This is a genomic window from Ectobacillus sp. OTK (assembly GCF_059698935.1).
The window spans coordinates 1,798,576-1,824,043 of sequence record NZ_AP048547.1; the positions used below are offsets into that span (position 1 = coordinate 1,798,576).

The following is a 25,468-nucleotide window of genomic DNA, read 5'->3' on the forward strand; positions in this document are numbered from 1 at the left end:
AGTCCGATGGAACTTATTAAATCACAGGTTTGGTGTGAAACAATTTTAAAATCAGGAAGTAAAGTTTTGTTAATAAATCCGCCTGTTCAGGAAATACGCTATGCATGGTCTAAATGGAATCAACCGTCTGAGTTACTGGCTTTATCAGGTTTTTTAAAAAAACGATTAAACTGTGAAGTCGAGCTTTTAGACTTTATGCTTCCAAATGAAAATAATAGTGTATCTACTAGAAATTTGTCATTGAAACGTAAGATTGGAGTAGGGGATTTTCAAGAAACATATACGTTAAGGCATTTCGGACGTATGTATCAGGAGATAAGTCCGCTGTTATCCGAGTTAAAACAGACATGGGAGCCAGACCATATTGTCATAAGTTCTCTGACAAGTTATTGGTATGAGAGTATTATACGTCTAATTCCATTAATTAAAACAATTCTTCCAAGGACCATTATCACCGTGACAGGTGCTTATCCAGTTTGCGAACCTGCCCATGCTGAAAAAACCATGGCTGACTATGGATTTTGTGACTTTCTCGACTTAAGCAACTATACTCCTGATTTTAAAATTTACTATCAGGATATAACGAAATTCCTGAATCAAGGGTATACATTACACTTTGGTGGTCTGAAATATACTAATGGAGACACTGTAAATAACCTAATTGAACAAGTTATTACCTTAAATGAAAATGGGGTTAATGAATTTGTTATTTTTGAGCAGGACATATTTAAGGACGATATTCTAGAGGGATTTTTGGGACAAGTTGAAAAAAAGAATATGCGACCAAAATTCTATGGATTGTGTGGTATTCATTTAGAAAATGCAAAGAATGGAATTTTCACAAAGATGTTAGAGGGTGGTTATAGGTCATTATTTATTGAGCATCAAACAGATAACAATGGTGAACTGGTTCTAGACCTTTATCAACGTGCCTATATAGAGATCCTGAATGGGCCTCGTGTAATATCATCTGGAAACCTGGCTGGTTTTATAATGATAGGAACTAGTCAGGATAATTTAGAAACAATGTTTCGACATGCCTTTAATTTATTGGAATTATTCGGAACCTTTATTCCAAAACCATTTACTCCCAATTTATGGTCTAGCGAGTATGAAGAGGTTAAGCGTAAGGCAGGGCTAGAATATTTATCACCCCATTTGTTTCCGTTAGCTGAAATTAGCAATATAACACGTAAAGAGTACAGGAGTTTTTATCAACATGCAGCATTTTTAAATGAGAAAAGAGCTGGTAAAGGATTTAACTTCTTTGATGATAATTATTCGACTGAAGCACTTAAGAACAGTCTTCGAAAAAAATTGTTGTAGAGGAGGGAAATCGTGGAGAAAAAGAAATTTGCCATTTTAATAAATCCGTTTATTTTTGATACACAATATTGGGCTCGTTGGAGTATGCCGCATGGTCTTTTAAAAATCGCATCCTGGCTACAGAAAAACAATTATGATATAAAACTAATAGATTGTCTAAATCCATATGGTGAAGGAAGTAAGGTTGATGGGAAACCAATTGATTATGAAGGATATGACATTGTACGAAAAGAAAAAAGATCAGTTATTAAATTAGGTACAAATATTGAAACCCTGATAGAAGAGTTGCCATATAACTACAAACTTAACCCTGATGAAAAATGGAAATTTCATTTCGGTCTATCTCATTATATGTTAAATGATCGCTTAAGGGTTATCGAGAAGGATATTCGCTTTAAGGGATATGGCCAAGTTGAAATCTGGATCACATCTATTATGACTTATTGGTGGGAGAGTACAATTGATGTTGTTAAAGAAGCTTTTGATGTTTTCCCTAATGCGAAAATTCGTATTGGAGGAATTTACCCAACACTAGCGCCAGATCACTTAGTAGAGAAATTCCAACAAACATTTTCTCGACCAATCGAGAAAATCACAGGCAAGGTATTTGATACAATGTTGAATAATAATGAGTATCTCAATACCCATTATGTTGTAACAGGAGAAGTGCCTGGTGCGTCAGATTTGGATTTAATGCTAGACCTATATGAGGACAACGAACGTCCACCTTATACAATTTTAACAACATCACGAGGCTGCCCGCATATTTGTGCATACTGTGCTTCAAATGTCTTGAATGGTGGTACAAAGGTTCGTAATCGAACATTGGATGACGTGATTGCCGAAATTAAAGAAAAGTTTCGTAATGGAACAAGAGTATTCTGTTTTTACGAAGACAACCTTTTAATGAAAATGAACGAATTTAAAACAATTTTAAGAAAAGTCCTGGATGACCAATCCTTGAAAGGAATTAAACTATATGCTCCTGAAGGAGTAGAGATTGGAGTTGCATTGAGTGATAAAAAACGTTTTCTTTTAAAATTAGACTCCAATAAACAAATTATTGCTACTTTTTCATTAGATGGAAACAAAAACCCTGAAACTGGTGAGACTGAGCTATCCCTTATTATGGAGGAAGATCTTACCCATGGTAATATAGAGGTGATAGCTGAAGATGCTGATACAGTTACTTTAAGAGTAGGTGGCCAAGATACGGTTATTCTTCAAAAAATTAAAAAAACTGGAAATCGCCATGAGGTAATATATATAAATAAATCTGAGAGCAAGCTTGGCTTATATGTAGCTACGGTACCAGAAGTTATTTATTTAATGAAATTATGTGGGTTTGACCGTTTTTACTTACCACTCGAGACCATAAAGAAAGAAACAAATGCTCGTTGGAATCGTTCTTGGAATAGTAATTTAGCTCGTTTTGAGACGTTATTAAATTCTCTGATTGAGGTAGGTTATAATCCTCGTAAACAAAATATTAATGCTTTTGTTATGTTTGGTTTACCAGGTGAGGACATTGAGGAAATTTATGATACGGTGCTGTATGCTTCGCAAAAAGTAGGTTCGGTTATTCCTATGCTTTTTACACCAGTTCCATCAACAATGGTTTTTGACCAGTATAAACAGTATATTGAGGAAAATAAGTTCGATCTGCAACACTTGAACGGGAAAAATCTTCCTTTTTTCAATCTGTTGAAAAAGGAGCATGCAGATAGGCATGAAGGGCAAGAGTTGAAAATTGAAGATTACTTACGTCTTGAGAGTTTTATGCAAAGGATTAACAGTAAGGTTAATGGTGAATCTGTTGATATCTATGGAGATGATAGAGTCTCTAGACAGTTTAGAGAAAGTTTTGTTAATTATTCATCTGTTAAACCAATCTCTACTACAATGTTTATAAATCAACTATAATATTGACTTTGCTCCTCTCATATAAGACTGAATTACAGGGTAAAAAGGGTTGGAATACTTTATTCATATAAATCTAATTTAAAAATATGACATAGGAACCCCTGCCACGTTGAGTATACAGAGGACAATAGGGCTAGGTATTTCAAAGAATTAGGATGAATTTATATATGTGGAAGCATTCTTCTAACTATCACTCCAGAAGGTTTCGAGGATCAGGCTAGAAAATCAGTATAGCCTCATATTTTTGTATCCAACTTATTGACTTAGGTCCAAGACAAATTTAGTAGTATTTAGGACATCCCTTCCACACAGCCATCAAGTTAATTTGAGCATCGGGTCACTTCTTGATAGAAGTGACCTGATCACGTTGTTGAAAAAAAGACTGCTGTAGTAAAAAACAATTTATTTTGGTGAGGTCATGCAGAACAATACAATAGATAACAAGTTAACGAAATGGGTAAAAAATTGAACGAGGGAACCCACTTTTTGTTTATCCTTTCACTCCAAGTTCGTATGCAAGTAAATACCAACTTAATCTTCAAACTCTACATCAACCACTTTTGATTTAATAAATCTATACTTAGGAATACTAAAAAATTTATTTGCCCAATCTCTAAAGTTCTGTATATCATCAAACTCTTTTAACGTGTCTCCGTTTGGTTTCGTAAAGATAACCTTCTTACCTCTAGCGAGTTGTTCTTTAGATTGTTTGATAAACCACTTGATTGCATCATATGCAACTTCCGAATCGTTAAGCAAATGACTTCTTTGTTCAAAGTCCTGTCCAATCTCCTTTTCCTGACAGTTTTCAGCAAATCCACAAAGCTTGTTGTATTCTATGATTACGTTGCCGTCTATTATTTGATATTGTATGTTAGTTTCAGCCATAACACTACACCTCCGTTTCAATTCTTCCAAATAAAGAAAGCATATTGTTGAATGGAGTAGTTTTCTCTAAGATACTTCCCCCATTCCGACCATGCTGCTAGACCTTCTTCCACTTCAAATAGAGCATCTGGAAATGGAATTGCCTCGTCATGCTGATCACCAATTACAAGCTCTTTCAATTTGTTACTAGCTTGCTGAACAGTAATTAAAGAATCCTCAGACAATAAATCTCTAGATAATGAATCAATCCATTCTCCCAATCGGAAAGATCCCTCCGAGATCGATAAAGGGGAGTGAAAACATAATTCCGTTCCTTGTTCTGTAAAACTATAGCTGTGTTTGGCCGTTGTTACTAAAGCATGTGGTGGGATACTTACATGCTCTGCTAAAAAAGGAACATCAGCGAATGGGCGTGGGCTTCCTCCACCAAGTTCTTCAATAAAAACATTTCTGCTGTCCCACGGGGATCTCCCAAATCCCCACCATCTTCTTACTCCAGATAAGTGAAGATAAAATCTATATGCTGAACGATCTAAAAATAATGGACAGACATAAGCCGCATCACTGTTTGCATATTTTTTTAATCGCTCTCGCCATCTATAAAGAATGTTATGCTGATAGTCACTATGGTTAATACTTTTCTCTCTTAGACCAAAAAACAAAGATATTGGACTAACTCCAAGAGATAGCAATTTCCGTTCCTTTATAATCTTTGAAGGACTGGAGTCTGGATATGCAGACGGTCTCTTAAATTGCATATAAAATGGCTTAAATCCAGTTATCTCATTTACAATTCTTGCATCAGCTCCAAGCCAACGTTCCTTCCCTCTAGAAAACGGCTCAATGGTCACTCTGTATTTTGGAAAACTTGTTAACGCAAGAAATGAATCTAACGCAAAACCTACTATATCTTCTGAGTAGTCTGCAACAAGCAGATTTCCTTTTTTTTTGTTTATTGCCATTATTCTCCTCCGCCCTAATCAACTTTCCACCAATTACCTTCTGTATTTATTATTTGAGTTTAATTATACCTTTCCTGTTAAAATTTGTCGAAAAATTTTACACTTCTTTAACTAACCTGCACCGCTGAAGAAGAAAATCAACAACACTCTTTAAACAGAGCTTTTATATTAAGAAGAGAGCCCTGTCTTTTAAACCGGAGAAGTAGAAAGGGTTCTATACACAATATGACGAAGTATGTATTCGCATTGGACATTTAAATAAAGCAGTTTTGATTGTGAAGGATAATTAACCTTAGTAAAGTAAAGTGAGTGATTTTATTGAGTTCGATGTTCATGAGGCTGTACAAGCTGTTTAAGCAAGAAGAACGAGGCTGCCTAGAGGATTTTTTGACAGAGGTTTTTTCAGAAATTCTTAATCAGCGAAGTATCCTAGCTAGCTTCTGTCAGCAGCTCCTTAATGTGAAAGTGACAAATCTCTATGCAGTTTCTGTCTACACTCAGAGAGTCTACACGAGGCTACCAGGACATAGTACTGACAGCAGACCGGATATTGTTGTGAATTTTAAGGATGGGAAGCAGCACTACTATATAATGTTTGAGAATAAGCTTAATGCGGGAGAGGGATTTGAGCAATTAAAAAGATATGCCGATCATTTACATACATATGAACATAAAGGCTCGAAAACTTATCTCATCTATACTACACAGTATGAGGATCGCAAGGATGTATGTGAAATTATTGATAAGAGTTCAGCTACGCAATTCATTCCCTTGCGCTGGTATCAAATTTATCAATGGCTTATAGCATTTCAAGACGATACATATATCAAGAAGCTAATCGAATTTATGGAGGAGATTCAATTGAATGAAAGCCGAAAATTTTTACCGCAGGATATGTATGCATTGCAGCAAATGAATCGGTTGCAGCGTATGATGGATGAATGCCTAGATGGAATTGTTGAAGAAGCCTTGAGGAATTTATTCGGAAAGCCATTCGGATGGACCAATCGGCATGTACAGTTAAGAGATCATAATCGGTACTTTATTATTTCCCAACAGAATAATTGGCAGATGTGGGTGGGCTGTGGTCTTACATTTAATGAAACTCTAGAGTACCCGTCTTTAGATATTATTTTCTCAGTTAAGCCCAATAACCCTGAAAGAGATAGGGCTATTCAAGTCATGAGAGAATTTGTAGCTAATCATGCAGAATGGAATGCATATCATCTAGATGATGACAAAGAGTGGTCATACATTGCTTATGAGCAGGAATTGCTGTCTATCTTAGGGGTAGAAGATCACATTGCAGCAATACAGCAGTATTTCGTTGGGAAATTACACGAGCTTCATGCAATTAAGACTAACAACCCTAATTTAGGATGGCGTTCAGATGATTCAAAAGGATAAAGCGAAACTAGAGCTGCAAGAGCTTGTTTTGGAATACGATTCTTCATTGCTGAACCGTTGGCGTAACAGAGATATCAGTATTGTGCCTGCTCACTTACTTGAACATAAGGGACCCGGGATAGAGAACGGATACGGATTTGGTGAGTGGTATGTAGAAAGCTATTACAGGCAAATGGGCTATGAGGTAATGCGTGATTATAACATTATTTCTAAAATATCAAAGTTTAAACAAAACAATGCTGTCATAGCGGACCTTGTTGGATCTGAGAACTTATTGAGATTCGGGCAGCATGCTAGAGGCTTATACGAAAAGGGACAGCGCATTGAGAATATAGACCTATTTGTATATGGTCAGAACAAGTATTTCTTCGTGGAAGTAAAGAAGGGCAAGGATAAGCTTCGGGAACCACAACAAACCTTTATCCACTTGGTAAAGAAACTTCTAGATGTAGACAGTGTAGTTATTTATTTAAAAGAAGTGATAGCTAAAGGTGAAAGGGAATAGAGAGTTTAGCACAGACAGCTATGGTATTAATATTGTTTCCACAGGTTAATGAATGCATAGAGATGATTGAAATAGCTCTTATGAGCAGGGGGATGATGAACGTGGAGAAAATCGTAGACCTTCATTTAGCATTCTTAAAGCAAATTAAAAATGACCCAAAGGCTATGCAGCAGCTAGAGAGGTCTGAAATTCAGATTCTTAGTGGGTTTGAAGACAATATTGAGCTTGTAAGGCAGTTCTATCGGAAATGGTACGATTCAAAGCCTAATACCAAAATTGTGTTATGTGGAATCAATCCAGGTAAAAAAGGTGCAGGGAAAACTGGAGTCCCGTTTATAGATTACCGTAGTATCTCAAAGCTAATTGAAGGGGCATACGATGATGATTGGGAACAGAGTGCACAGTTCATCTATTCGATTATTGAAGAGATTGGAGCAAAAACCTTTTTTGACCATGTATATTTAACAAATGTATCATGGTTCGGATTCCAATCTAAGGGGAAAAATGTAAACTATCATGAACTTCCAGGAAATCTGCAGCATAAGTTTACCGATACCTTCATAAAGGAAATGGATATTGTTCAGCCGAAGGCTATTATTCCAGTTAGCAAAGAAGTACAGAAAACGCTTGTGCAAATGCAAAAAGATAAACGATTCAAAGCTTCTATAGGACCTCGTTTGAATCATCCTTACCATTGTTCTATAAAGACAAATCTTCAGGCGGGGAAGGAAGAATATCTCCAAACAATTTATAAGCATTTAAATGAAATTTAGGTAGGGTAGGAAGGAGTGGGGGTGGGGCTCAAAACGTCATTAACTGCTTTTTCTGTATAGAGTGGGTACCCTACAGAATTTTTTTGAAATCCTGCCTGTATAAGGAGCGCCGCGCCAATTCAAAGTAAATAATGCCAGTATAGCAAAGATGAGGATTTTTAAGAAAATTGTAATCAGCTGTAGATAAAAAAGACTCTATTCTGCTAGGGTATCCGGATATTCTTAACCCCTCCATCTATTTTTACTATTTTTCAGGAATGAATTGCAGTCCTTGAGATAGTAACTTTACAAGCCATTGCTATAGCCCTACTCATTATTAACGGCAATAAATAACGGGACAGTATTTACCACCTGGTTTACTTTTATAAGGAAAGTACTACACCTCTTAAATTTTATCAATCTTCATTTACTTAACCCTCCACCCATGCACGATGTCTTGGATTATTCATGTCTAAATGGAAATGGCCATGTTCAACTTGACATGCTAGATCTTCTTTCATTTGCTCTTCATCAAATAAAAAATCTAAATCAAATTGTGATGTGGTGAGTTCATTTAACTTTTGCATTTCTGCTTCACTAATCCTAAAAGTATATAGATGTTTTCTAATAACAGTAATGTTGTATAAGCTTGTTATAGTTTTAAGAAAATGCGAGTGTATGTAAAATGATGGTTAATGATGTTATAATATTCATGTGAACAGGAAAGGAGGGAGTTTTTTGAAGCGTAATGGAGTTGAAATTCCTAAATCACAAGAATACTTCTGGACAAAAGAATGGCAGGATAGAATGAAGGCAAGTCAAGAAGACCTTGTAAAAGGTGAATATAAAGTCTTTAAGACCAAGGAGGAAGTGTTTGTACATTTAGAATCTTTAAAAAATGAAGGGAGATAGAACCTCCTTAATGATAATACATAAGACCGGAACAGTATTTACCATCCGGCCTACCTTTATACGGAAAGTACACGCCATAAAATCATAAATCTGTATCCTCTTAATCCTCTAGCCATCTACGGTGTCTTGGATTATCCCTGTCTAAGCGAATAGTGCCATCTTCATCTTCATAAGGCATATTCTCTTGACTATTAATAAAATCATCTAAAATATCAGCATAAGCGTCTGTAAGTGCTTCGTTGATTTTGTGCATTTCTGCTTCACTGATCCTAAAAGTATCTAATCCAATTCTACTTCTGTTTCTACGAATAGCCTGAGCGCTTCTTCGTACTGCTGCATTACGCATAATTTTTCTCCTCATAGTATCACCCTCCTGTTAGTTTAAAGCGATGTTATGATATGTAAACATACGTTTGCAAATTACGAACTACTATTAGCTTATAAAAACTAGGTAATACTTGTCAAAATAAGATATATTTAGTTCTTGTTTTTACTACTGCATTATCCCTATTTTGATTAAATATTAGAAGCTTTGAAGGGGTTCTTATCATATATTTTACAATCTAGAACTATCTATAACCTGAGCAATTAGCATGGAGATAGGAAGTGAACCCCTTTTGAGTAACTTCTGGTAATAAATAGCTTTCTAAATAGGTAGAATGCACATGATAAATAGACGATAACATAAAATTTCATTTACTGATCAGGGTTTCATATGTTAAAATTACCATATAACAATTAAAAATAAGTTAGGGGGAACTTATAGCCATGAGATTAAAAGAGCTGCGGTTACTCTAGGCACAAGCAAACCATCTGGGCTTTGTTAGTTATTTTGTTAGTTATTAAGAAACAAGTTATGTATGACACGCTCCCGAAATTTCAATCATCGTTGATAAGAAAGAAGTCACAAAATAAAAACAACAAAAATATATTTAACAACTACTTGAAGTAAGTAAATGCCGCTATTCAAAATTATGTGTAACTACTTAAATGAAAGGTAGCAAAGAAAATACGCAACTTAAAAATAGAACAAATGCGCAAAAATAGGGAGGAGAACCATGTACACATTCGATGAGTATTTCCGTACTGAAACACCGATTTACAGCAAAAAGATTACCCTACGCAATATGCAAGACACAGTGATACAACAAGCAAATATTTATCGATCGGATCGAATTCATAATTGTGTTAATTACATAATACACTTTCCTTTTCTAGGGAATCTTATTATAGTCACTTATGAATTTCCTATTGATGCTTGGTGTTGGGAAACAAGATATACACTATTTGTTAGAGAACAGCTTGATTGGATTGAAAAAGATCTACAAGCAGTACAGCCATTTATTGATGATGTTCGTTGTTTAATGGAAGATTTTTTATATGAGGTGAAGGAGGAGGAATTCCGACATCAACCATGGTATACAAAGGATTTGCACGAAATGAGATTAGCAGGAAAATTCAAAAAGAATGGAGCTTATTTATACATTGCTCAATGTCAAACAACAGGTTTTATCAAACTGGGCAAAACAACGGAAGCAAAAAAGCGAATTAGCGAGGTGCGAAAAATATGTTCAACGCCAATTCAAGTCTTACAGATTTTTTATACGGACTATGGGAGACAAGCAGATAGGTGGATACTTGAATACTTTAAGTATAAACGCGTAGACGGAGAGTGGCACGACCTTTCCTCAAATGATATACAAAGAATCCAGAGGTTGTATTTACCTTATCCCTTATCAGTTATTTTAATACCTGAAGATGGGGATTGGCGTGAGTTACCTAACCTGAAAGCACAAAACCTAAGTCAACGTGAGGTGGATCGTATACGCTATCAAGCAGTGAAATACATATTAAAAAAGGGATGGAGTCTCTAAAATACAATCGTTATTTCTGGGTGGTACTATTGTGATGGACCAGAAAAGTGTAATGGTACCTTGAATAAGTATAACAATATGATTTTATTATAAAGTTATATTATTATTTTATAACCAAGTAACAAGTTTGATAGATGAACATATGAATTCGGTTACGTACAACATAATAGTCCCTAATACCTTTTAAAGCACAGAATACTGTTTCTGTGTTTTTTTGTTTTTTGGATTAGAAGCTTAACTCAAGTTTGAAGTTGTTTGATATGTGAAATGTCTTTTATAAGAGGGTGGGGCTCAAAACATTAATACTTCATCTTTCCATATAGAGTAGGTATTCTCCAGAAATTTTTTATAAAAATTCCCGATATAAGAAATGCCGCGCCAAAACTCACTTCAAACTACACGTTTTTAGGTCATTTGAGAAAACAAGAGATAATTTGAGCATTTCTAAGAATGATGTAGGAACCATTAGCGAAATCAGCTTAGGAATATGGAGATAGCATTTGCTGCAGCCTGACACAAGGTGCATGTTTGGTGCTAGCTTACTACAATAAGGATGTACACAAGAAACACCTAAAGGAGGCTGAAGGGAATAGCAGGAAATAAAATGCTTATAAATATTTAACTTGAGGTATTAGCGACAATCTTGACCGCAATAGCACATTCTAGAAGACACTACCTAATTTATAAACAGGAGGATTCATCATGATTCAATACAACAAGAAAGCCATTCAGAGTGGGAATTTAATAGAAATCATCCATTATGAGCGACCACTTATCCGTATGAATGGGATTACCATTCCTAAAAGAAATGTTAAGTCATTTTCCATACAAGCTCAGGATCCAGAAAAGAACCATCGTGATTCAGCCAGAAGAGCTGCGCAAAAACTTGAAAGGCTGATTGCAACTAACTTCGAAGGTACTTATAAATTCGTCACACTGACATTCAGAGACGGATGTGGGCTAGACATAACATCAGTGCCTGCGTGCAAAGGTGAATTTGAAAAGTTTCGGAAGCGTATGAATCGCTATTTAAAGAAGACGTTCAAGGGGATGTCTTTTAAATACCTAGGGGTAATTGAATTTCAGGATGAAAACCGCAATGGATCCGTACACTTTCACCTTGTAACTGATATGCCGTATATATGCAACAAAAATTTAAGGGCCATATGGGGAAAGGGTGACACTCATATCAGCCTCCATACAAATTCATCACCTCTAGAGAATCAAAGAATTTCTGGCTATATCACAAAAGGTATTTATGATTCAAGGCTGGAGGGTGTGAGTAAATATTTAAGCAGCCGCAATTTGCTTCAGCCTAAAGACGTTATTGGGAATGACGAAGTAGAAGAACTGCAGCAAAAGTTAAAGTTGACTGATGAAGACTTATATAGAGTAGAATCATTTGAATCACCTTACTATGGAAAAATACAGAAGTGCTTCTACTATATTGATGTATCCAGGAGGAATGAGGTGTTACTATCATGAAAAAGCTAGAGCATTATCCAGAAGTTCTTGATGTAATCCATATTCAAGAGTACCTAGGGATCGGGAAAAGACAGGCCTATAAATTAGTGAAATCAGGAGTCTTCCATGTCACTCAGGTTGGCAAGCGGATTAAAATTTCAAAAGCTGTATTCCAGCAATGGCTAGAAGGCGCAGATAACAAAAACATTTAATTATAATAATAAAACGATAATTTATGCAGGGGGATATTTAAATGAGCACTTATACTAAATTAATCATCGCGGGAGCTAAGGTAGCGATTTATGATGGAGAGCACAAGAAAACAAAAGGAGTTTGTGAGCATGAAGAAAGAGCAGATATGTTCGGTGGTGTAACTGTTGAGAACTTAATCATGACTAATTTTTCTAATACTGATATAGATGCAAGATATATCACATTTAAGGCTAATTCTCATGATTTAAAATCTATAAAAATGGAAGTAACAAATATCTTGGATAAGATGAAACGAAGAAACTCATATATCAAGAAGCATTTGGTTGTTATAGAGCCTGGTCGTTCAGAGGATAAGAAATCAATTGTTCATCTTATTATTGATTCATGGAATACAGGTTTTAGCGAGGAAGAACTAGAAACATTAGCAAAAGATTGTTGGGTTGAGGATATAATCTTCGGAGAGGATATGGCCCTCCATTTTAAACGGTTGATGAACAAGATTCAAAATACATCCTATAGAGAATTATGTATGTTGCCAAGGAATCTGGAAAAGCCAACAGTTTTGCTTAATCGGGCTGCAGAAGCACGTATTAAAGAGCTCCGACTATACAATTATGAGGTTGTGGATACAGAAGATTTCTATGATAAGAGCGGTGGATCAATGAAATATACAGAGTTTCTACTGTCATAACACCAGAAGTATTCGACATGGAACAGTATGGTCTGAAGATAAAATATTAATGAATCATAACACTGAAATTGTGCAAGACAAGATATTTGATATGAAAGAAAGCAGATTTTGTGCAGGAGACGATAGAGCATATTCCCTGCACTGTTTGCTTTATTAACGTAAGGGCTTGCTAATCAGAGAAGTCATATCCCCCATATTTTGTATAAGATAAGCGCTGATTATGAACATTTTGTGAACATTAAAAAGTGGTGTAGAAAAACGGCGAAAAAAAGGGTATATAATAATAGTGTAGGGCATTTCATTTGAAGGCATTACAGAATGTCACACAAAGAATACTGATACCATATATGAGAGAAATCAGAGAAAGAAAAAACCTCCGCCAAAAGAACGAGTGCTCACAAGAAAGTGAAAAGCACTCAATTATGTGACACTTACGATTGCCAATCAATAAGAGGTGAAATGCACTATAGAGTGCCAACAGATGCCCAAAGTCTGCCCTTCAGAATAAGAGCACCATTCTTAAAGATACTAGGCAATTGTGGTAAGAGGAAGAATGAGAATACAAGCACCTTTCATGAGTATATTGCTGAATAAGGATGTAAAATCAAGAATTTAAGTTAGCTTCTGAGATCTTAAGCTAATCATGTTTGTTTTATGTGCTAATCCCCTTTACCGCGCTGCTAGATAGCTGTTCACGAAAAACTTTGCAAGATTTCCCCAAGTTTGCATTTTTAAGATGCAAAGTTCCCCAACACTTAAAATTAGGTTTTTTGTTAATGTAGTCACTAATCAATAGCTACTATACGGAATGCGATGTGTTTCTCATTTTGCAATACAGAATTTTATTCTGTCTGACCACCTGATAAATCGAATCTTTTGGAGCTCAAAGTATTCTGTGACTGTTTTTAATAAAAATCTACAGATTAAAACACCACGATATTATTGATGTAAATAGGATGTCTTGAATGTTTTAAAATGGGATAAATGGTGCCTCTTCTGTATATAATATAAACGAATTTAAAGAATTTAAGAATTTGCTACTGCAAAACAATTTATAACAGTGATTAACAATAAAAATGGATAACGAACTTGTTAAGAATTTTTTACTTTTGTTTTTCGTTTTAAATTCTTAACAAGTTCTTAAGAATAGGTTCTGCTTTTTTATTGATGTTACTGCTTTTTGCGACAAATTCGTTCAGTTAGTGTTATAACTCTCACTGGCTTCTTGCAGCCTTCTTTGCATTTCGTGAAGACCTTGGTGTATCCATTATGGTTTAAGTCAGCAATAGCTTGATCGATTTGTTGCTTTGATAAGTTGTTATGAAATAGCTTTGATATTTGTGTGCGAGTTAGTTCCTTGTTTTTTTCTAGTGCATCCAAAATCTTGCACGCAGTGGGGTTAAGTAACACTTTCTCGTTTCCAAACACATAACGTGCAGTCTTAAAGCAGTAATCCCAAACGGAGAGAGCTGCATCCAAATGTTCCAATTTGATCACCTCTGACATGTCTAACAGGGCGTACAAGCACGCTATGCGCATGATATGTGCTGTGGCTCGTGCTGTAACTCCACCTACAGGACCAGTGATACCATCGGAGAGATATGGATAGAGGCTTCTCCAGTATTCACTTGCATCAGGATTTCTTTCCATCCTGCCAGTTTTCTTAGCAAATAATACACGTATCTTTAGTTCTGTAATGTAATGATTCAAGCGTTCCTCTGAGAAATTTCCACCGTCGGGGAGGAATTTTGAACGTTTTGAGTGCACAAATAGAAACCGGTTAAAGAAACCATTTTCAATATCTGTTCGACGTAACAGTGAAACAAGTTCTCCTTTAGAAATTTGTCCCACAATGCTTATATGGGCACCTGTAGCATGCAAAGGGTTGGACTTTGTTAATATATGCAAATCTCCGTCATCCCAAGCTTTTCTTATAATAGGAGAGAGTGTATTACCATCTCGCCGCATAACATTTAACACAGAAGAAAATTCCTCCTCTTTAATAAAAAGTCTTTTTTCAGGAGGGTGCACAATCCCTTCTTTATCTTCAATCGCCTTAATCAGTCCTTCCCCGCTTGATAGACCATCTGTTATTTGACCAGCCCAATCTCTATCAATAGTTTCAAATAAAGGCTTAATTGGTCGTAATGCAGTTCCTTTTCTGCCATTTGCTGTGTCCCCAACAATAAGAGTAAATAAATTTAGGAAATGCTTTTGACCATCCGCAACAAAATGAGCATTCCTACCAATTATGTTACCAAAGGCAGATAGAAGGTTAATAAGAACTGCCGAAGGATCAGCTTCTGTATGAGACATGAATTCCTTTAAGAAACTACCTAGTACACCATGATATGCTTCTTTAGAGAGACTATACTCAAACAGCCCTTTTTCATCAATGAAATCTTCTTGCTCAATCTGCTTCCAATGAGTTGTCTTTTGTTGAATATAATGGTTTCTCTCCTCATTTCTATTTAACTGTTCCAGAAATTCATCGTCAGATGGGATTAAATTATTCGACATAAGAACTCTCCTTTCTCATAAAAGCATCTATAGTTTGTATAATGTCCTGTTGAACTGCATAATCACTATGTTCCAAATGGTACAGCCAGTAATCAATTTTCGTGTAGAAATGGTACAGAGCCCAATGTTCTTCGACTTCATCGATATTTTTAAAATGAAGCAACTTTCTTTGGACCCGCTTCTCTAAATCGAATAGAAACCTTGTACAAGTCAGTACTTGCTCCCGAAGAACTAAGGTTTTTTGTTGCTCCATCCGCTTCCTGCTCAATTGCTCTAGCAACTGTGCCTTCGGAATATTCCTAAGATTGAGATAGCTAATTAAAACTTGGATTGCCTCCTGAACTGAAACCCCTTTTGCTAAGGCAACAAAGTTAATAACATCCCCAGCTTTTCTATCATTACAACCAGACCAGCAGAAGAATGTATTTGTCTTAGGATAGATTGTAAAAGAGGGACTTCGATCATTATGGAATGGACAATTAACTGTAAAACTTTTCTTATGAAAATGACTTTTTTTAAGTTCAATATTCGAGAACTGTTGAATAGCATCGAAAATACTGAATCGAGCCTTTATGATGTCAATGTAAGTAGTCAATTTGATTTATCACCTCTCATTGATACTGACCCCTTGTTTCAGAAAATCACTAATCTCATAACGGCTCTATAACTACCTTGTAAAGTGTTTAGGTTACCTTCTCATCTTTTATACCCTCAACTAACCATTCATCAATCAATTCTTGGATAAAAAGGATACGTCTAAGACCAGGAGGCTGGAAATGAGGGATTTTTTTCTCTCTTACCAGCTTATAGATGGTGTCTTTTGATACACCCAAATAACTTGCAACTGCCTCTACATTTAAAACACGTTTCTTCATTTTGTCCTCCTTTATACACAAGTCCCGGGAAAGTGTAATTTTTAATTAATCTTATTTTGTATAGTTACGCTGTGTTTATACATATTTTTTGAAAAGGTAAAATTCAGCCACCTGACCAACAACTATTGCTAGTTTAGACTTGACTTTGACAAAAGGTTATACTCAATTGTTTCTTGTTTAAGGTGTTATTCTTTGGATATATTAACTATTAAGAAGGAGGTCTACTACATGAGTAATGTTGTTAACAGTACTGAATTAAGGAATAGTTTAATACTACATAAAGACTTTGAACTATATATAGATAGTGATGGAAAAGCAATCAGGCTTACTAGGGGATGGAAGGAGAAGAGGAATCCATTACCACTAATTAGCCTAGTAACAAAACGATTCTTATATGGAGAGGAATTAAAAAAGAAGGATAGATATAACGATGGAGCTGTTTTTAATTACTTTCAAGATATAGACAGTCTCATGGATAATATAGGACTTTTGTCTTTTGCTAGTTTAGACAATACAAATGAGGAGAGGTGCTCTAATTCCTTTGTGAGCAATGGTGGAACGCATTATGTATTTAGTATAGATGAGGGTGAATTCGTCTTAGAGAGAACAAATTGCAATTCAATTCTTGATAATCTTGTTAATGGAGCTATAAAAGATATTTTAAATGTAAGGTCTGAGATTATTTTCACTAGATACTCTAAGGAGCGTAGTAAAAAGCGTAACTTATGTCTGGAAGATTTGGAACTAATCAGTATAATTTTCTTTGCTACTATGTTTCATAATAGACAAGCTATTTTTAATAAAGACTTTGTTAACATAGCTATAGAGAGCATTAATTATATATGTAGCAGCTCGGATGAGACTCTTACCCACAGCGAGCTAGTTCATTCTATGTCAGCCTTCTATGAAGAGAGGCTACAGGCGTTACCAATTGAAATATTGGCCGTCTCAAAAAGTGTGAAGAAATTAGAGACTGGTATAGAGGAGAATAGACTAGTTCCAGAACTATCTTATGCGTTAATGCTACCAGTGAAAGAGTACAGTCACCCATTTCATTTAGCGTACTTCGAGCTATTTTTTGCACACCTAATTAATATGCCAATAGGCTTATGTCAATTTTGTGGTTCAGTGTATCGACTTGACGGCCTACATGCGAGAGGAAGATATGGAAAAGGAACTTGTGGGGAAGAGGAGTGTAAAAGGAGACAAGCTAAACAACGGATGGAAATAGAGCAAATAAAAAGCGGGGAAGCGCAGCGCAGAAAAAATCGTGAAAGACAAAGGTTATTTAGATTAAAGAAGAAGTTCTTGAAATTTATTCATTCACCTGTAATATTTGACTTATCCTTGCAAGAAAAAGTAAGCATGTTTGCTGCACTTAATGAAATAGATAAGGAGAAGGTAAGGAATTGGGCTTTTGAGAAAGAAAAGGCAGAGTAATAATAAAAAGAAGGTATATATATGAAACGCACGAAAGGTTTTTGAATTTCTTAAAGAGAGTGTTGTGCAGAGAGTGCAATAATTATAAGTGAAGAATTGTTAATGCTCTTAATGACTTTTTTAAATTCTTTAGTACATTCTATATAGATAGCATTTACTATGGAAATTAGTAAACAGATAATGGGAAACAGAAGCAAGGCTTATACTTTTAGAAAGATTGAAGAATTTGAGAAAAGTTGTCACGACAGCAAAATGATTTCTTAGGATGTATAGTGTTTATCTTACAAAATAAACTGGAACTTGATTGGCGTATTTAGTATAATCCCATAACTGTATTGTAATTTCAGAATCTGATATATCAGTCTACACTGAGTGTTTAAAGGGGAAAGTGTTAAGATAGTAAAGGAGGTGGTGTGAGAAAAGAAAGCACTGCAATTGAGATACAAGGTTAGAGGCATAATATGAGAACGGGGGACAATTGCACAAAACAGGATAGGAATTTCAATAGTTTATATTAATAAATAAAGGGGGATAAGTATGGCAGGTAGCATAGAAAAACGTGGTGAGAATTCATATCGTCTTACAGTGACTCTAGGTTATGACCACAACGGAAAACAAATTAAAAAGCGAAAGACAGTTAAAGCTTCTGGCCCACGTGAGGCAAGGAAACTTTTGACTCAATTTGAAGCAGAAATTCTAACTGGAGAGTATATTGACCCTCAACGAATGCTCTTAGCAGACTTCATTCCAGAATGGCGATCTAAGTATGCTGTAGACCATCTATCACCTACTACCTTAGCAAGGTACGATGAAATGATTAGAGGACGAATTTTGCCTGAGTTTGGTCATATGCGCTTAGATAAGGTGAACACATTACATGTGCTCAGCTTTCTGGAAAAATTGAAGCAGGCTGGCGCGAGGGGAGATGGCAAAGAAGGTGGATTATCGTCTGGTTCTATCCAATACTATCATAGAGTTCTAAAAAATATTTTCTCTAGAGCAGTTGAGTGGAAGCTCATTAAGGACAATCCAGTGGCAGGTGCTAAGAAGCCGAAGGTGATACAAAAACAAGCAGATGTTTATAATGGAGAAGAATTGGGATTTTTATTCATGGCGTTAGAGAAGGAAGAAATTATGTGGCAAGTACTCATAGGGCTTGCAGTCACATCAGGAATGAGACGAGGAGAACTTCTAGGACTTGATTGGAAGAACGTTGATTTGGATGAGAGTACTATATATGTGAGACAGAGCATCATTTATACGAAGAATGCAGGTTATGTTGTAAAAGAACCAAAAACAAGGAATTCTGTAAGAAGGATAAGTCTTAATACGAGGATGTTGCACAATTTAAAGAAGTATAGAAAGATAGCTTTAGAGAATCGGATGAAGGCTGATGATATGTGGGAGGAAGGAGAGCATTTCTTTTTATTTGCGGGATTCAATGGTAAGCCTTTGAATCCGAGCAGTGTGTCTACATGGTGGAGAAGATTCGTTAAAAAAAATAATTTTCGTTACATTCGATTTCATGACTTACGGCATACCTCAGCTACTCACTTAATTAACAAAGGAGCACATATGAAAACAATAAGTGCTCGTTTAGGACATGCCAATATCAGCACAACTATGAATATTTATGGGCATAACTTAAAAGAAGCGGACGATAGAGCAGCTGAGATGTTTGAAGATTTATTCGATGAGGAACAGAAAAAGGCATAATGCTAAATTAAAAAGGAGAGGAGTTTTAATCTGTATTAGTTCTATTAGGCTTTAATATGTTTTAATTGATGTAGTTAAACCCCAAAATAAACCCCAACCATCTGTACCACTCAAAACCCGAAATTCTGTTATAATGCAAAAACCCTTGCACCACAAAGGGTTACAAGGGCCTGTACTAATGATCCCGACTGGGTTCGAACCAGCGACCTCCACCCTGTCAAGGTGGCGCTCTCCCTGCTGAGCTACAGGATCGTGATGTAAGTTATGTACTACATAATATATAATGTTTCCAACAACTTGTCAACGTTTTCTCGAAAAATATGTCCAATGTTTAAAAATTATGATATAGTGAAATGAGAAGTAATATTTTAAAAGAATGTTTTTGTATGCGCTTTATCAAGAGGGTAATACATATATTGCTTGTACATATTCATAATTGAGAGAAAAGTAGAGGGGAACGAGTATGAAGGTAGTGAGAATATTTACGATGCTGCTCGCAGCTGTTTTGACGTTTTTGAGCATTCCATCGAGATATTATGCTGGTGAGGCGCAGCCGGATGTGTTTGGGAAATATGCGGTTTCGATTGATGCGAAAACTGGGGATGTTTTATATGATAAGAATGCCTACGGCCAGGCATATCCGGCGAGTATTACAAAGGTGTTGACGGCGATTTTGCTCATGGAGCGTGTGAAGCCGGGGGAGCAGATTGCGTTTTCGCAGACAGCGTTGAATGAGGAGAAGAGTAATTATCAAATTGAGTTTCAGCCGGGAGAGACGGTCGATCGCGATACGGCGCTTACGATTTTGATGGTGCTTAGCGCAAATGATGTGGCTTATGCGATTGGAGAGCATATTGCGGGGAGCAAGGAGGCTTTTGCTAAGCTGATGAATGAGAAGGCTGCGGAGCTTGGGGCGAAGAATAGCCATTTTGTGACGCCTAGCGGTTTGCATGATCCAGCGCATCTTACGACTCCATACGATATGGCGATGATTACGCGCGGGGTGTTGAAGTATCCGGAAATTATAAAGGCAATGATTACGAAGCAGACGACGGTGACAACATCGCGGCAAACGGCTTCCATTTTTAATAAGGCCACTTTTTTTGAGCTGCCAAACTGTATTGCAGGAAAGACAGGCTTTACAGATCAGGCGCGGAATACACTCGTTTTGATTAATCAAAAGGATGGTATGGAGATTATTAATGTTGTGATGGCTTCGCAAAGGCCGGATATCTATAATGATATGAATATTATAGCTAACTACGCATTTAGCGAGTTTGAGAAGCAAACTGTGCTTGATAAGGCGACGTGGAAAGAGCGGGAGGAGCTGCTGCATAAGCCTGTTCACGTTGAGTTAGAAAGAGGAAGTGAGCTTCTGTTAAAGCGCGGAGAGGGTAAGAGTGTACAAGCCCATTTTGAGCCGCTGCATTTTAATGATGAGAAGCTGTATAAGGAAGGCATTCATAAGGGCGAAGTGCTTGGTCAAGTGACTGTGATGAAAAACGGAAATGTTTTAGATACAGTGAATGTCATTTCCAAGGATGATGTAGCGTTCGAAAAGCCGGTGCCGAAGAAGCTTTCGACGTTTCCGGCAACGGAGACTGCAGCTGTTGGGTTGATCGCTGTGGGCGGTCTTGCTTTTGTGGTGCGGAGGGTAAGAAAATCGGGAAATAGAGAGTCTGTGTAGGCTGTTAGGGCTTAGTTCCTGTATCACTTTTTGTACATGTGAAGATATGGGCGCGGAAAAGATGCTGATAAAAAACAGAGCGTATCCTTTTTGGAGAGCTCTGTTTTTTTGTTTGTTTTATGGTTGGCCTTTGTACCATGATAATTTTTTATATTTTTCCGTTTTAGGTGTAAAAATTTTGTGGATAGGGACAATGAGCAGTAGAATACACTGTATGTCATACATAAAGGAGCAGTCCAATGGATGTTGCAGCACTTGTTACAAGGCAGAAGGAGTATTATAACAGCGGGAAAACGAGGCCGCTTGAAGCACGGAGATATCATTTACGTGCTTTATATGAAGGGATTCAGCGGAATGAGGCTGATATTTTAGCTGCTCTTCAGGCGGATTTGAATAAGTCAGAGGCAGAGGCTTATATGACTGAGATTGGGTATGCGCTGAAGGAAATTTCCTTTTTAACGAAGCGGCTTCCCGCTTTGATGAAGCCGGAGAGGGTGAAAACACCGATTACACATGCCGGGTCAAAGGGGAGGATTATTCCTGAGCCGTACGGTGTGACGCTTATTATTGCACCGTGGAACTATCCGTTTCAATTGGCGATTGCTCCGCTTGTTGGCGCGATTGCGGCAGGGAATACAGCTGTGATGAAGCCATCCGAATTAACGCCGCATGTGTCAAAGGTGCTGGCGCGTATCATTGGCGAGCTGTTTCACCCAGATCATATTGCGGTTGTAGAGGGCGGCGTGGAGATGAGTACGAAGCTACTAAGGCAGCCTTTTGATTATATCTTTTTTACAGGCAGCGTGGCGGTAGGGAAGATTGTGATGGAGGCTGCGGCAAAGCAGCTGATTCCGGTAACGCTTGAGCTTGGCGGAAAGAGTCCGTGCATTGTTCATGAGGATGCGAAGCTGGATGTTGCGGCGCGGCGCATTGCGTGGGGGAAGTTTATTAATGCCGGGCAAACGTGCGTAGCGCCGGATTATGTCTATGTGCATGAGAATGTAAAGGAACCGCTGCTTAGGGAGCTGCAAAAAGCAATTCGGGAGCAGTTCGGGGAGCGGCCGCTTGAAAATGAGGAGTTTGTACGTATTGTAAGTGAGCGTCATTTTCAGCGGTTAGCTTCGTTTTTGCAGGATGGGACGATTGCGGCAGGCGGGAAGGCGGATGCGTCGCGTCTTGTGATTGAACCGACGGTGCTCGATCGTATTTCCTGGGATGATTCGGTGATGCAGGAGGAGATTTTCGGTCCGATTTTGCCGGTGCTGACGTACTCGGATCTAGAAGATGTGATACAAACGGTTAACGCACATCCGAAGCCGCTTGCCTTGTATGTGTTCACCGAAAATGTACATGTACAGCAAAAAATCGTGGAACGAATTTCATACGGCGGCGGCTGTGTGAACGATACGATTTACCATTTGGCTAGTCCGTATTTGCCGTTTGGCGGCGTGGGAGAAAGCGGGACAGGCAGCTATCACGGCGAGCAGAGCTTCAAATCCTTTTCTCATTACAAAAGCGTGCTGTATCAATCGACAAAGTGGGATCTTAAGCTGCGCTACTCGTCAACAAAAAAGGCTTTAAAATATATTCGGAAGTTGTTAAAATGAGGTTGTTGTATAACTGTAAATATCCCCTTCTGCAAGAAGGGGTTTTTCTGTATATGTAAAATTAGGAAGAGGGGCATACATGATCGCAATTGAAGCTGTAGAAAAAAGGTTTGGGGAGACCGTTGTGATTCCGCCGTTATCTCTTCAGATTCATGAAGGAGAGTTTTTGACGATTTTAGGGCCGAGCGGCTGCGGCAAAACAACGCTGCTGCGCATGATTGCCGGATTTGAGCAGCCGACAGGGGGAAGTATTTCTTTAGACGGCAAGAATATTGTAGATTTGCCGCCTTATAAGCGGGATATGAACCTTATTTTTCAGCATTATGCTTTATTTCCTCATATGACGGTTGAGCAAAATATTCGTTTTGGTTTAAAAATGAAGAATGTTCCAGCGGCTGAGCAGAAAAGGAGAGCAGAGGAGGCGATGCGCTTGACGCAGCTGACAGCGCTCTGCAATCGAAAGCCGTCCAAGCTTTCCGGCGGCCAGCAGCAGCGTGTGGCCATCGCCCGTGCGATTGTGAACAATCCAAAGGTGCTGCTGCTGGATGAGCCGCTCGGGGCTCTGGATTTTAAGCTGCGCAAGGATTTGCAGCGGGAGCTGAAGCAGCTGCAGCGTGATTTAGGGATTACATTCGTGTATGTCACACATGATCAGGACGAAGCGATGAGTATGAGCGATCGCATTGCTGTTATGAATGAAGGAAGAATTGAACAGATTGGAACGCCTCAGGAGATTTATCATCAGCCTAAGACTTTGTTCGTGGCGAGCTTTATCGGCGAGAATAATATTATGGAGGTTCGTTCGTCACGCATTGCGGTGCGTCCGGAACGAATGCATATTCGTCTGCTGGACGAGCCGACAGTCGTAGAAGGCCGCATCTGTATCATTGAGGATACTGAATTTGTCGGCAGCATGGAAAAGTTCTATGTTCGTGATAAAGAGACATCAGATAACTTTATCATCTACTATCACGGGACGGAGCCGTTTCAAGGACAAAAGGGCGATGAGGTAAGGGTGAGCTGGCGTAAGGAAGATGAGGTGAAGCTGTAGTGAGAAAGGGACGGTTGCTTACGCTGCCGGCTGTTGGGTGGCTTGCTTTTTTCTTTCTTCTTCCGCTTATGTTTGTTTTCATCTTTTCCTTTTGGGAGCGCGGGACATATGGGGAGCTTGTGAAAAGCTTTACTCTCCAAAATTTTGGGCGCGTGTTTGATCCGCTGTACGGCCGTGTATTATGGGAAACTTTGAAAATAGCGATTCTAACGACTGTCCTTTGTCTCCTGATTGGCTATCCGTTTGCGTACACGGTGACAACTGTTTCAAAAAGACGGCAATCGATGTTGCTGCTGCTGGCCACTATTCCGTTTTGGATTAATTTTCTTGTCCGCTCCTATGCTTGGATTGTGATTTTACGTTCGCAAGGTGTTGTCAATACGCTCCTGCAGCAGCTTGGATTGATTTCTGAACCATTGCAGCTGCTATACAATACGCCTGCGGTAGTGTTAGGGATGGTCTACACGCTGCTGCCGTTTATGATTTTACCAGTCTATGCTTCTCTTGAACAATTTGACAAGCAGCGGCTTGAAGCAGCATATGATTTAGGAGCGACACCATGGAAGGCGTTTTGGAGTATTACGCTGCCGCTCACGATGCCAGGCGTGGCAGCCGGATCGATTCTAGTCTTTGTTTCTTCTATTGGAATGTTCGTTGTTTCGGATATAATGGGCGGATCCAAGGTTTCGTTGGTGGGCAATGTGATTCAAAACCAGTTTCTCGGCGCACGTGATTGGCCGTTCGGGGCAGCGTTGTCGTTTATACTTGTGCTGTTTTCCATTCTGCTTATCTATTTGTATTACAGAGTGGTGAGACGATACAGCCATATGGAAGGGGGAAAAGACGCATGAAGAAGGCCCTTCTGACATATAGCTCATTTATTCTTTTATTCTTGTATATACCGCTTGTAATTCTTGTTGCATATTCCTTCAATGATTCTCGTATTAACGCACAGTGGAAGGGCTTTACGCTTCATTGGTACGCTGATTTATTTCAAAATGAAGCTGTTATCGATGCTTTTTTGAACAGCCTGCTGATCGCCCTTGTTACAACGGCAGCAGCTGCGGCACTTGGTACGCTTTGCGCGCTGGGGCTTCATACATATAGGCAGCGTTCCCGCAATGTAATGAACGGTCTCATGTATTTGCCTATTCTTGTGCCGGATATTTTGATGGGCTTGTCGATGTTGATTTTATTTCATCAGCTGCAGTGGGAGCTTGGCAAACTTACGCTTATCATAGCCCATATTACATTTAGCATTTCATTTGTTGTCATTCTCTTATCAGCACGGCTTGCCGGGATGGGAAAGGAGCTGCAGGAAGCAGCAAGCGATTTAGGCGCAACACCATGGCAGACGTTTCGATACGTGACGCTCCCAGCCCTGCTGCCGGGGATCATCTCCGCTTCACTGCTGACGTTTACGCTATCTATCGATGATTTTGTCATTAGCTTTTTCGTATCAGGTCCGGGTTCGACGACGCTTCCGCTTTATATTTACAGCATGGTAAAACGAGGCGTAACACCGGAAATTAATGCTCTGTCTACGATTTTAATAGGTATGATTTTCATATTAATGATGATCTCGGAAATGTTTCGGACGAAGGGAGCGGAAGGAAGGAAAGGGCAGCTTCCGTTTTGAAGATAGGAGGAAGATT

24 protein-coding genes and 1 tRNA gene are annotated in these 25,468 nt (G+C 38.1%); 17 read left to right on the top strand and 8 right to left on the bottom strand.

The window, feature by feature from the left end; genetic code table 11:
* Positions 1-6: 6 nt before the first annotated feature.
* Together AC6HZ4_RS08750 and AC6HZ4_RS08755 are read left to right on the top strand one after the other, a co-directional pair.
* On the top strand, positions 7-1,326 hold the full coding sequence (locus AC6HZ4_RS08750) for a radical SAM protein (protein WP_497494588.1): 1,320 nt from the start codon (positions 7-9) through the stop codon (positions 1,324-1,326).
* A 12-nt stretch (positions 1,327-1,338) separates the two neighbouring features.
* Positions 1,339-3,249, top strand: coding sequence for a radical SAM protein (locus tag AC6HZ4_RS08755; protein ID WP_497494589.1), 1,911 nt, complete (start codon positions 1,339-1,341; stop codon positions 3,247-3,249).
* Positions 3,250-3,780: 531 nt separating this feature from the next.
* Here the strand turns inward: AC6HZ4_RS08755 and AC6HZ4_RS08760 are convergent.
* Together AC6HZ4_RS08760 and AC6HZ4_RS08765 are read right to left on the bottom strand one after the other, a co-directional pair.
* Positions 3,781-4,137 (bottom strand): hypothetical protein, encoded by a 357-nt coding sequence (locus AC6HZ4_RS08760; RefSeq protein ID WP_497494590.1) that lies wholly within the window; start codon positions 4,135-4,137, stop codon positions 3,781-3,783.
* A 17-nt stretch (positions 4,138-4,154) separates the two neighbouring features.
* Complete coding sequence (locus tag AC6HZ4_RS08765; RefSeq protein WP_497494591.1) at positions 4,155-5,099, bottom strand: hypothetical protein; 945 nt, start codon at positions 5,097-5,099, stop codon at positions 4,155-4,157.
* A 327-nt stretch (positions 5,100-5,426) separates the two neighbouring features.
* On the opposite strand from AC6HZ4_RS08765, the gene AC6HZ4_RS08770 reads away from it, so the two are divergent.
* From AC6HZ4_RS08770 to AC6HZ4_RS08780, 3 genes are all read left to right on the top strand, one after another.
* Complete coding sequence (locus tag AC6HZ4_RS08770; RefSeq protein WP_497495652.1) at positions 5,427-6,506, top strand: PD-(D/E)XK nuclease family protein; 1,080 nt, start codon at positions 5,427-5,429, stop codon at positions 6,504-6,506.
* Positions 6,490-7,011 carry a hypothetical protein gene (locus AC6HZ4_RS08775; protein ID WP_497494592.1) on the top strand — a complete coding sequence of 174 codons (522 nt, stop codon included), beginning with the start codon at positions 6,490-6,492 and terminating at the stop codon, positions 7,009-7,011. Before AC6HZ4_RS08770 ends, AC6HZ4_RS08775 begins: the two co-directional genes overlap by 17 nt.
* A gap of 101 nt (positions 7,012-7,112) precedes the next feature.
* Entirely contained in the window at positions 7,113-7,784 is a 672-nt protein-coding gene (locus AC6HZ4_RS08780) for a uracil-DNA glycosylase family protein (protein WP_497494593.1), read from the top strand.
* Between the two features lie 410 nt (positions 7,785-8,194).
* On the opposite strand, the gene AC6HZ4_RS08785 is transcribed toward AC6HZ4_RS08780, so the two are convergent.
* Positions 8,195-8,350: a hypothetical protein gene (locus tag AC6HZ4_RS08785; RefSeq protein ID WP_497494594.1), complete on the bottom strand. Its 156-nt coding sequence runs from the start codon at positions 8,348-8,350 to the stop codon at positions 8,195-8,197.
* A gap of 151 nt (positions 8,351-8,501) precedes the next feature.
* Here AC6HZ4_RS08785 and AC6HZ4_RS08790 point away from each other — a divergent pair, with 151 nt between their 5' ends.
* A complete protein-coding gene (locus tag AC6HZ4_RS08790; RefSeq protein ID WP_497494595.1) occupies positions 8,502-8,675 on the top strand; it encodes a hypothetical protein in 174 nt (57 codons plus the stop codon).
* A 100-nt stretch (positions 8,676-8,775) separates the two neighbouring features.
* Here AC6HZ4_RS08790 and AC6HZ4_RS08795 read toward each other — a convergent pair whose 3' ends face one another.
* Positions 8,776-9,036, bottom strand: a complete 261-nt coding sequence (locus AC6HZ4_RS08795; RefSeq protein ID WP_497494596.1) for a hypothetical protein — start codon at positions 9,034-9,036, stop codon at positions 8,776-8,778.
* A 697-nt stretch (positions 9,037-9,733) separates the two neighbouring features.
* Between AC6HZ4_RS08795 and AC6HZ4_RS08800 the strand changes: the two genes are divergently transcribed.
* The 4 genes from AC6HZ4_RS08800 (at position 9,734) to AC6HZ4_RS08815 (ending at position 12,917) form a co-directional block, all read left to right on the top strand.
* Complete coding sequence (locus AC6HZ4_RS08800; RefSeq protein ID WP_497494597.1) at positions 9,734-10,549, top strand: GIY-YIG nuclease family protein; 816 nt, start codon at positions 9,734-9,736, stop codon at positions 10,547-10,549.
* 702 nt (positions 10,550-11,251) lie between these two features.
* Entirely contained in the window at positions 11,252-12,034 is a 783-nt protein-coding gene (locus AC6HZ4_RS08805; RefSeq protein WP_497494598.1) for a rolling circle replication-associated protein, read from the top strand.
* Positions 12,031-12,225, top strand: coding sequence for a helix-turn-helix domain-containing protein (locus tag AC6HZ4_RS08810; protein ID WP_497494599.1), 195 nt, complete (start codon positions 12,031-12,033; stop codon positions 12,223-12,225). Before AC6HZ4_RS08805 ends, AC6HZ4_RS08810 begins: the two co-directional genes overlap by 4 nt.
* A gap of 41 nt (positions 12,226-12,266) precedes the next feature.
* Positions 12,267-12,917, top strand: a complete 651-nt coding sequence (locus AC6HZ4_RS08815; RefSeq protein ID WP_497494600.1) for a hypothetical protein — start codon at positions 12,267-12,269, stop codon at positions 12,915-12,917.
* Between the two features lie 1,170 nt (positions 12,918-14,087).
* On the opposite strand, the gene AC6HZ4_RS08820 is transcribed toward AC6HZ4_RS08815, so the two are convergent.
* The 3 genes from AC6HZ4_RS08820 to AC6HZ4_RS08830 all read right to left on the bottom strand — a co-directional run bounded on the left by AC6HZ4_RS08820 (position 14,088) and on the right by AC6HZ4_RS08830 (position 16,312).
* The gene (locus AC6HZ4_RS08820) at positions 14,088-15,437 is read right to left on the bottom strand and encodes a DUF3987 domain-containing protein (RefSeq protein ID WP_497494601.1); all 1,350 of its coding nucleotides are present in this window, start codon (positions 15,435-15,437) and stop codon (positions 14,088-14,090) included.
* Complete coding sequence (locus AC6HZ4_RS08825; protein ID WP_497494602.1) at positions 15,427-16,032, bottom strand: CHC2 zinc finger domain-containing protein; 606 nt, start codon at positions 16,030-16,032, stop codon at positions 15,427-15,429. Before AC6HZ4_RS08825 ends, AC6HZ4_RS08820 begins: the two co-directional genes overlap by 11 nt.
* Positions 16,033-16,120: 88 nt before the next feature.
* Positions 16,121-16,312 carry a helix-turn-helix transcriptional regulator gene (locus AC6HZ4_RS08830; RefSeq protein ID WP_497494603.1) on the bottom strand — a complete coding sequence of 64 codons (192 nt, stop codon included), beginning with the start codon at positions 16,310-16,312 and terminating at the stop codon, positions 16,121-16,123.
* Between the two features lie 228 nt (positions 16,313-16,540).
* On the opposite strand from AC6HZ4_RS08830, the gene AC6HZ4_RS08835 reads away from it, so the two are divergent.
* Together AC6HZ4_RS08835 and AC6HZ4_RS08840 are read left to right on the top strand one after the other, a co-directional pair.
* Positions 16,541-17,752: a hypothetical protein gene (locus AC6HZ4_RS08835; protein ID WP_497494605.1), complete on the top strand. Its 1,212-nt coding sequence runs from the start codon at positions 16,541-16,543 to the stop codon at positions 17,750-17,752.
* A gap of 537 nt (positions 17,753-18,289) precedes the next feature.
* The gene (locus tag AC6HZ4_RS08840; RefSeq protein ID WP_497494606.1) at positions 18,290-19,468 is read left to right on the top strand and encodes a tyrosine-type recombinase/integrase; all 1,179 of its coding nucleotides are present in this window, start codon (positions 18,290-18,292) and stop codon (positions 19,466-19,468) included.
* A 179-nt stretch (positions 19,469-19,647) separates the two neighbouring features.
* Here AC6HZ4_RS08840 and AC6HZ4_RS08845 read toward each other — a convergent pair.
* Positions 19,648-19,720, bottom strand: a tRNA-Val gene (locus AC6HZ4_RS08845).
* A 211-nt stretch (positions 19,721-19,931) separates the two neighbouring features.
* Here AC6HZ4_RS08845 and AC6HZ4_RS08850 point away from each other — a divergent pair.
* The 5 genes from AC6HZ4_RS08850 to AC6HZ4_RS08870 all read left to right on the top strand — a co-directional run bounded on the left by AC6HZ4_RS08850 (position 19,932) and on the right by AC6HZ4_RS08870 (position 25,452).
* Positions 19,932-21,155 carry a D-alanyl-D-alanine carboxypeptidase family protein gene (locus AC6HZ4_RS08850; protein ID WP_497494608.1) on the top strand — a complete coding sequence of 408 codons (1,224 nt, stop codon included), beginning with the start codon at positions 19,932-19,934 and terminating at the stop codon, positions 21,153-21,155.
* A gap of 239 nt (positions 21,156-21,394) precedes the next feature.
* On the top strand, positions 21,395-22,762 hold the full coding sequence (locus AC6HZ4_RS08855) for an aldehyde dehydrogenase (RefSeq protein ID WP_497494609.1): 1,368 nt from the start codon (positions 21,395-21,397) through the stop codon (positions 22,760-22,762).
* A gap of 79 nt (positions 22,763-22,841) precedes the next feature.
* The gene (locus AC6HZ4_RS08860; RefSeq protein WP_497494611.1) at positions 22,842-23,813 is read left to right on the top strand and encodes an ABC transporter ATP-binding protein; all 972 of its coding nucleotides are present in this window, start codon (positions 22,842-22,844) and stop codon (positions 23,811-23,813) included.
* A complete protein-coding gene (locus AC6HZ4_RS08865; protein WP_497494612.1) occupies positions 23,813-24,664 on the top strand; it encodes an ABC transporter permease in 852 nt (283 codons plus the stop codon). Before AC6HZ4_RS08860 ends, AC6HZ4_RS08865 begins: the two co-directional genes overlap by 1 nt.
* Positions 24,661-25,452, top strand: coding sequence for an ABC transporter permease (locus AC6HZ4_RS08870; RefSeq protein WP_497494614.1), 792 nt, complete (start codon positions 24,661-24,663; stop codon positions 25,450-25,452). The genes AC6HZ4_RS08865 and AC6HZ4_RS08870 overlap by 4 nt, the downstream gene beginning before the upstream one ends.
* The last annotated feature ends 16 nt before the right edge of the window (positions 25,453-25,468 follow it).